The organism is Draconibacterium sp., assembly GCF_041583095.1.
In the GTDB taxonomy this organism is placed as follows: domain Bacteria; phylum Bacteroidota; class Bacteroidia; order Bacteroidales; family Prolixibacteraceae; genus Draconibacterium.
Genome location: NZ_JBFHGM010000232.1, coordinates 1 through 7984 on the forward strand (window position 1 = coordinate 1; position 7984 = coordinate 7984).

The window sequence follows — 7984 nt, forward strand, 5'->3', positions numbered from 1 at the left end:
ACAACTGGTTGTGGTTTGATGTAAAATTGAAATGATATTCACCCCTTCTTTTCAACTTCAACAGGCTCATCAGTTGTGGTTTGATGTAAAATTGAAATGATATTCACCTACTTTTTTTGAATATAAACCTTTTGAAAAGTTGTGGTTTGATGTAAAATTGAAATGATATTCACCAATGGTTGCCCAGGTATGCCGCGCCCACTTGTTGTGGTTTGATGTAAAATTGAAAAAATCAGTAACGGACTCAGACCTTCAAGGTTTTCATAACCTTGAAGGTCTTTATATTACCTGCTTATTTATCGCTGTATTGATAAACAGCCTTTTTCAGGCGGTCCATAATGGCAATGCCGATACCGGTTTCAGGCACCGGTTCTGCAATGATCAGATCAACATCCGAATCTTCGAGACGATGTAAGGCTTCAAAGAAATTTGCTGCTGCCTCGCTTAAATCTCCGTTTGATGATAAACGCTCTATCAGATGGTACTTTTCCGGTTCCTGTACTTCAGAAAAAGCCAGGAAACCCGTTTTTTTGTCTGCCGAATATTCGGGCGCTTTGCCTAAAAGGTACATGGGTTTGCGCGGACTGTAATGCGATTTTAAAAGCCCCGGCGATTTGATCGGTGAATTGGCCTCCGTTGTTTTACTTTGCGGAAGTACTTTCAGTAAATCCTGCTCGGTAATAAAACCGGGTCGCAGAATTTTAAATTCTCCCTGGCACAGTTCGATAACTGTTGACTCGATACCAACTTTAGGAAGCTCTCCGTTGAGTATACATTTGAGCTCAGGAAGTTGTTTTTGAACGTGCTCGGGCGTAGTTGGGCTTAACATTCCAAACCGGTTGGCACTGGGTGCTGCAATGCACTTTCCGGAAAGTTTTAACAGTTCGCGGGCTGTTTGGTTGGCGGGCATACGAACGGCCACTGTATCCAGTCCGGCAGAAACAATATCAGGTACCGATTTTTGTTTTTTGGCAACAATGGTTAAAGGCCCCGGCCAAAAATGTTCTGCCAGTTTAAGTAGCGCATCATCAATTTCAACAAAAAGTTTTTCCAGCTCCGAAACCTCGCGAATATGCACAATAAGCGGATTAAATGTTGGCCGCTCTTTAGTTGCAAAAATTTGTGCAACCGCCTCGGCATTAAATGCATCTGCACCTAAACCATATACTGTTTCGGTTGGGAAGGCTACCAACTCGCCATTTTCGATTAGTTTGGCTGCCAATTTTGTATCGTTGATAATCGAACTCATTCTTTGCTTCAATTTTGTGGGCACAAATATCTAAAAAATAAGGGAGAGTTGTCGAAACAAATCTCCCTTTATGATTAAAGTTTTCCTGAAATGCTGATAAGTTATCAAGTTAATTATTAAGTAGATTGCGAAAAAAAAAACTACCCGCCTCCAGGAAAAAGACCAATATTTTACTAATTAGTTCTTATTGAACTGTTGTCTTCAATTAATTTTTGTCGTTGTGCATCCTGAAATTTTGATACTTCGTTACGCACTTCATCGTTGTTTAATCCAATAATTTTAGCTGCTGCCAGTGCTGCGTTTTTTGGATTTAGAATTACCATAGGAGCAACTCCCGATGGCATTCGCAGGCTCGAATAAATATCGGCACCAGCAAACGATTCGCCAACAGGAGGACATGCAATAACCGGGCAACTGGTTTGTGCATCGGAGAATCCGCTTAAGGCATTACTCATTCCTGCAATGGTAATAAATACCGGGTTGTGCTTTTCCTGCTCTTTAATAATGTTATAACACTCAAGCGGTACCTTGTGCGCCGAAGCGATAAAACATTCTGAATCGATTTTAAATCCGTTTAGTGCATCAACAATTTTGTTGGCCCAGTTCAGATCGGCTTTAGAGCCCATTATTATAACTACTTTGCTCATAATCTTCGATATTATTAAATGAATATTCGTAATCCATCGGAATTATCTGGTTGTATTCTTCAATCGACGCGTTCGACAAACAAGCGTCAATAATTTTTCTTCCGGTATGGAACAGGTCTTCGTGTAAGAATTTCTTCAGCTCGCGGTTAAAAAATTCCTGTAAAATTTCTGCTCCGGCATCGTAACCTTCGGTACCCACTTCAACCTGGTTGTATACTTTAAGGAATCGTGACGGGATTTTTGAGCTTTCTATGGTCAGGTAATTCAGCTCGTAACCCAAAAGCGGACAACGTGCTGCCTGTATCTGATCGTCTTTTAATTTGGCGCCACCTCTTCGGGTTAAATATTCGCGCATTAAAAGCTGTGGTTTAAATCCAACTTCCCAAACTCCAATGTTTTGGTTGGGTACCAGCGAAAAAATAGTACGTGGAGTTTCAATTATTTGCTTCAGCAGCAGGTTGGCATGAATAATACGGTCGCCGGTGGCAAAAGGCCAGTACGAACCAACTCCTTCGCTTTCCATGGCACCGGTGCCAACAATACTTGGATTTTTGTGTCCGCGTGGTGCTACCAAACGCCACAACCATGCCAAAGCCGGTGGCAACACGTGGAATAGCCCAACAATTCCGTAGCTTGGATCTTCTTTCGAACATTTTGGAGTACGAATACCAAAACTGCGCACATCAACCGAAACCGATCCGTTAATGGTATTGTCAACACTTTCGCGCGGAAGAACAACCCGCGGATTTGGGCAGCGTTTACCCGGTTCATCTTCAATATGGTTCCAGATCAGAGCTGTTGATTCGGGTTTAGTGTCGATATTTAAAAACAGCAAGGGTTTTTTCGGATTTATTGTTGTCTTTTCAAGAACCGGATCATCACCGTACTGGTTAACACTGTCAACCCGAACAAACCATGCGTTTTCCGCATCCATAATACCAAGTTTTCCGTTCTTTTGCTGGAACGATGGATGACAGAAAGCCATATCGTCGGCAATTGGCAGGAAGTTACAGGTTCGGGGGATAGTGATATAACGGGTTTCGCCGGTAACCGAATTCTTTCCCAACAGAACTCTTCCGTCGGTTTCTCTTACAATGTGCTGGTGTAGCTCCGATTTTCCACCGCCACTGGCACCTTCATGCATAAATGTGGTTACAATGTCGTACGGACTTATAGATTGAACGGCAGAACAGTGAGCTGTTACCCATTCTTCTTTTTCGCCCTGGGTAAGCAACACGCCATACAAGCCTTTTTTGGCACTTGGGCCCGGATAAAGGTTGTACGAATACAATTCGTGAATATCGTCCAGGCGGTTGTGAACAACCACTTGTTTTCCTTCGAAGTGAGTATGCCTGAATACCGGTGCAACATAGATTACCGATTTTAACTCGCTGTTTTCAGCCAGCTCATCGATTGCCACAATTTCCTGTAACATGGATAAACCCATGGCGAAAAATCCGGCATTTGCAGGAGCAATTGCAATTCCTAAAGAACCGATTCCCTGTCGTCCGGCAAAATAGAAAAATACAGCAAGATCATTTTCTTTTAACCAGTCAAAGGTTTCTTTCTGAATTTCAGAAAACGGATAATTATACTTTTCAGAAAAACGTTTTTTTCCGGTAGGTTTATCATCACCGATAACCATCGTTCCCGGATCACGCCGGCGCATGTAGGCTTCGGTGTAATTTACCGAAATACCGTTTTGTACGCGATGTACTATCGCTTCAGTGAACGTTCCTTTGCCTTCAATATCGTACGATACGGCAAACTCATTATTTTCTTTTCCGTTGGTTGCGGCATCGGCAAGCTCTTCGGTTGTGTTATAGCATGTAAAAGACTTGCATGCACTTAATACGTTTTGAATGTTCTCAGGCAGTTTAACGCCCTTTTTATCAAGTTTAGTTTTAAAATCTGAAAAAGCTATCTTCATCCTTCTTATTTTTTGTGGTTTAATAACCAAATCGGTATAAAATCGAATTCGGGCACAAATGTATAAAAAGGTTTAGTAGAATTTAATTAATAAAGCACAGCTTAAGAAGAATTAGAAAATATTTAATAAATGAAGGAGGATTTAATAAATGAATTTGTTTTAACTAGATATTTGGCGGTGTTACTACCCACACAACACGTGTAGTTCCTTCAATTATATTTTGTGCGTTGTGCGTAATGTTTGAATTAAAATAAAAACTGTCGCCGGTTTCAAGTACATACGGTTTCCCATCAAGCAAAATTGCCAGTTTACCTTCTGTAACGTGACAAAATTCCTGGCCCGGATGGGCAGTCATAATTCCTTTGCTATCCGATCCCGGAACAAATTCGAGCTCATAAGTTTCCATTTGTTTGTGCGGGTCGTGATGAGAAAGCAGGTATAATTTTGTACCTGATTCATTCTTCTTTACAAACTTTTTTTGATCGGTTTTAATTAACGGCTGATTAAGCAAGGTTTCATTTTCGCCAATTAATTCGCCCACCGTGGTATTTAAACTGTCGGCTATATTTTTTAGGGTCAGGATGGAGGGAAATGCTTTGGCTTTTTCAATCTGTGAAAGTGCACTTGAACTTATGCCAACTTTTTTTGATAAGTCGTTGAGTTTTAAATGTAAGGCTTCCCGCTTTCTTCTTATTCTTTCGCCAAGTCGTTTCATTAGTAGAGTCTGGTTTTTGCCGGGTATTAGCTTTCCGGCATTGCTGTGTTGCAGTAAATTTTGTTTGAGGCATAAAAGTAAAAGAAAAATGCAGAATGTTAAAATGTATTTAAATAATTAAGTATAGATTAAACAGTTTCTGTATGCTATTTTCTCGCTGGAGACAACAACAAAACGCTCTGGAGGTTAAAGATTTTCAATAAATGTTTTATTGATTGATCAAAAACAATAAGATGTAATTCGGTTTGTTCCGGAGATGATATATTTGCAGTGAACAGATTTATTTCCCTTTTCGCAAACGGAAACGGGCCGGATGAATAGGGAAGACTCCTTCGTTTACGAATTTGACATCCTCGACCGAATAAAACGCTTTTGGGTTGGTCGTTTTCACTATCGTTTCCACTTTCTTAATTTCCGAACGCTGGATAATGCTGTGGATGATGCTAACCTTTTCGTTGGCACCCTGAGCGTGGTGGTGCGTAATGCCGTAACCGGCAGCTGTCAGGTTTTCAATAAGTTTGCTCGCTTCTTTACGGGTAATTATCTGCAGCTTCACAATACCAACAGCCAGTTTCTCTTCAATAAGCAGACCCACATAATTTCCGCAGGCAAAACCGGCCGCATAAGCGATGTAACAAAACCAGTTGTCGAGATTCTGAAAGATCTTTGAAATGGCAATCAGCCAGATCAAAATCTCGAAAAATCCCAGTAACGGAGCCCATAATTTGTGCCCTTTTGAAACCATTACAATTCGGATGGTTCCAATAGTTACATCCAAAACACGCGAAAAAAAGATCAGTGCCGGAAGCAACCCGTAGGTGAAAAATGCACTATCGTAAAAACTTGTTTCCATTAAGGTAAATGTATCAAATCTTTGTCATTTCGTATTCGGAACAATTCCTAACTCTTCTTTTCAAAGTTAGTGGTTTCTCTCTTTGTTCGAAATGACAAACGCCTTAAAATTCGGAAGTAAAATGGAACTTAATATCCTTGAATTCGTCCTGCGCCATTTGTAAAATAAATGATGAGTCGGCCATAAACACGTCGCGCCCCAGTTTATCTTTTGCCATTTTCTGGTGCTTGCGTTTCTTGAATTCAGTCAGTACCTTTTCATCGTCGCACTGAATCCAGCAGGCTTTATGCATCGATAGCGGCTCGAAACGACATTTTGCACCGTATTCATGTTCCAAACGATACTGAATAACTTCGAACTGAAGTTGTCCGACAGTACCAATAATTTTACGTCCGTTAAAAACACTGGTGAAAAGCTGTGCAACACCTTCGTCCATCAACTGGTCAACTCCTTTTGCCAGCTGTTTTGATTTCATTGGGTCGGCATTTTCAACAAAACGGAACATCTCGGGCGAGAAGCTCGGCAGGCCTTTGAAATGGATATCTTCTCCATCGGTAACAGTGTCGCCAATAATGTAGTTTCCGGTATCGGGCACACCGATAATATCGCCGGGGAAAGCCTCTTCAACAATTTCTTTTTGCGAAGCCATAAAAGCGGTCGGGCTCGAAATACGGAACGATTTTCCCAGCCGAACATTTTTATACATTTTATTTCGTTCGAATTTTCCTGAGCAGATTTTTACAAAGGCAATCCGGCTGCGGTGGTTCGGATCGATGTTGGCATGTATTTTAAATACAAAACCGGTAAATCCTTTTTCTTCGGGTTTTACAACGCGTTCTTCTGTCTCGCTTGGTTGTGGTGTTGGCGCAATCTTTACAAAAGAATCAAGTAATTCCTGCACCCCAAAATTATACAGTGCACTACCAAAAAATACCGGTGCCAGTTCGCCCGAAAGGTAGTCTTCGTTGTTAAACTCCGGGTAAATTCCTTCCACCAGTTCCAGTTCTTCACGCAGTACATCGGCATCTTCGCCAATGTGGTCTTCCAAAGTCGGATCCGAAATATCTTCAAACTTAATACGCTCTTCAATTTCCTGAATATCGGGCGTAAAAAGCTTCAGGCTGCGGTTAAAAATATTGTAAACACCTTTAAAGTCGGGACCATTGTTAATTGGCCAACTCAGCGGGCGCACTTTAATTTTCAGCTGGTCTTCGATTTCGTCCATCAAGGTAAACGGATCTCCCGCAGGGCGGTCCATTTTATTTACAAAAACTATAACCGGCGTTTTGCGCATCCGGCAAACGTTCATCAGCTTTTCGGTTTGTGGCTCAACCCCTTTTGCTGCATCAATAACGATAATTACACTGTCGACTGCGGTAAGTGTACGGAAAGTATCCTCCTGGAAATCCTGGTGACCCGGGGTATCCAGAATGTTTACCTTGTAACCGTTGTACTCGAAACCCATTACCGAAGTAGCTACAGAAATACCACGCTGGCGCTCGATCTCCATAAAATCAGAAGTGGCACCTTTTTTAATTTTGTTGCTTTTTACAGCACCTGCCACACGAATTGCTCCACCAAAAAGAAGTAGTTTCTCGGTTAAAGTGGTCTTTCCTGCATCCGGGTGACTCACAATTCCAAAAGTGCGACGACGTTGTATTTCTTTTAAAAAACTCATTTGCTATCGTATATGTAATGCGGGCGCAAAAATAGAAAAGATATTTTAATTCAATTCAAGAAAACAGAAAGAGCTGTTTGGTGTTAATCCTAAAACAGATAAAGTAACAACTGTATGAGATATATTACCGTTGATGCATTAAATTTTAAAACCTACAAAAACGACCTGGTAAAATTGTACATCGATACATTTTCGAAGGGTAAAAGTTTTCAATATCATTCTGAAAGTGAAACTGCAGCCTATCTTCAGTCGGTTATCGACGTTGGGTATGGAATCTTCGCTATGGAAGAAAATAAACTTTCAGGTGCAATTCTGCTAACGCCTTTTCGATTCGATGAGTTAATACCGGAAGAAATATCAAACAATTTTGAGGTTGAACGTGCGGTTTATGTGGCCGAAATGATGGTTGAACAATCAAAACAAGGGCATGGGATTGGTAAAAAGTTGCTGACTTTTTTTCTTGAAAAGGCAGATCGAAACCGATTTGATGATGCTTTTATACGGGTTTGGGTGGAAAATGAAGCTGCTGTTGGTTTGTACAAAAGAATGGGATTCAAAGTTTGTGCATCGATTGTTCAACCCAGGTTGCTGGCCGATAAAAGCGGAACTTTTGATTTTGAGAAGATCTATCTGCATCAGCAACTCAGCTGATTTCCGGGTCAATATTTATCAATAATTTAAACAATTATAATCGTTGATTTGCTATATGCTGATTATATTAGTTAATATTTTAAAACCCGATTCTCAAGGATAGAGTAAATTATGAACAATTTGATAACCCATACAACCGATTTGATTAACGGAGATGCCGAACAAAAAAAGGCAGAAATCCGCGATTATTTTTTGAAAACATATACCCTCGATGACAAACTATACGAGCATTTAAAAACCGATGAAGCTTTTTATCGCAGG

The 7984-nt window shown here is 40.7% G+C and carries 7 protein-coding genes and 1 CRISPR repeat array; of the genes, 1 reads left to right on the top strand and 6 read right to left on the bottom strand.

Annotated elements, in window-relative coordinates; translation table 11 throughout:
- The first annotated feature begins 7 nt into the window (after window positions 1-7).
- Window positions 8-240: direct repeats of the CRISPR family, unit length 36 nt; unit sequence GTTGTGGTTTGATGTAAAATTGAAATGATATTCACC.
- 52 nt (window positions 241-292) lie between these two features.
- From ABZB17_RS17460 to ABZB17_RS17485, 6 genes are all read right to left on the bottom strand, one after another.
- Complete coding sequence (locus ABZB17_RS17460) at window positions 293-1249, bottom strand: L-threonylcarbamoyladenylate synthase (RefSeq protein ID WP_372652014.1); 957 nt, start codon at window positions 1247-1249, stop codon at window positions 293-295.
- A 173-nt stretch (window positions 1250-1422) separates the two neighbouring features.
- The gene (locus ABZB17_RS17465) at window positions 1423-1896 is read right to left on the bottom strand and encodes an AIR carboxylase family protein (RefSeq protein ID WP_372652016.1); all 474 of its coding nucleotides are present in this window, start codon (window positions 1894-1896) and stop codon (window positions 1423-1425) included.
- The gene (locus ABZB17_RS17470) at window positions 1865-3826 is read right to left on the bottom strand and encodes a DUF4914 family protein (protein WP_372652018.1); all 1962 of its coding nucleotides are present in this window, start codon (window positions 3824-3826) and stop codon (window positions 1865-1867) included. Before ABZB17_RS17470 ends, ABZB17_RS17465 begins: the two co-directional genes overlap by 32 nt.
- 163 nt (window positions 3827-3989) lie before the next feature.
- Window positions 3990-4541 carry a helix-turn-helix domain-containing protein gene (locus tag ABZB17_RS17475; RefSeq protein WP_303918195.1) on the bottom strand — a complete coding sequence of 184 codons (552 nt, stop codon included), beginning with the start codon at window positions 4539-4541 and terminating at the stop codon, window positions 3990-3992.
- A gap of 280 nt (window positions 4542-4821) precedes the next feature.
- Window positions 4822-5394: a DUF2179 domain-containing protein gene (locus tag ABZB17_RS17480; protein WP_045033280.1), complete on the bottom strand. Its 573-nt coding sequence runs from the start codon at window positions 5392-5394 to the stop codon at window positions 4822-4824.
- A gap of 103 nt (window positions 5395-5497) precedes the next feature.
- A complete protein-coding gene (locus ABZB17_RS17485; protein WP_372652021.1) occupies window positions 5498-7072 on the bottom strand; it encodes a peptide chain release factor 3 in 1575 nt (524 codons plus the stop codon).
- 114 nt (window positions 7073-7186) lie between these two features.
- Between ABZB17_RS17485 and ABZB17_RS17490 the strand changes: the two genes are divergently transcribed.
- Window positions 7187-7723, top strand: coding sequence for a GNAT family N-acetyltransferase (locus tag ABZB17_RS17490; RefSeq protein WP_372652022.1), 537 nt, complete (start codon window positions 7187-7189; stop codon window positions 7721-7723).
- Window positions 7724-7984 lie beyond the last annotated feature (261 nt).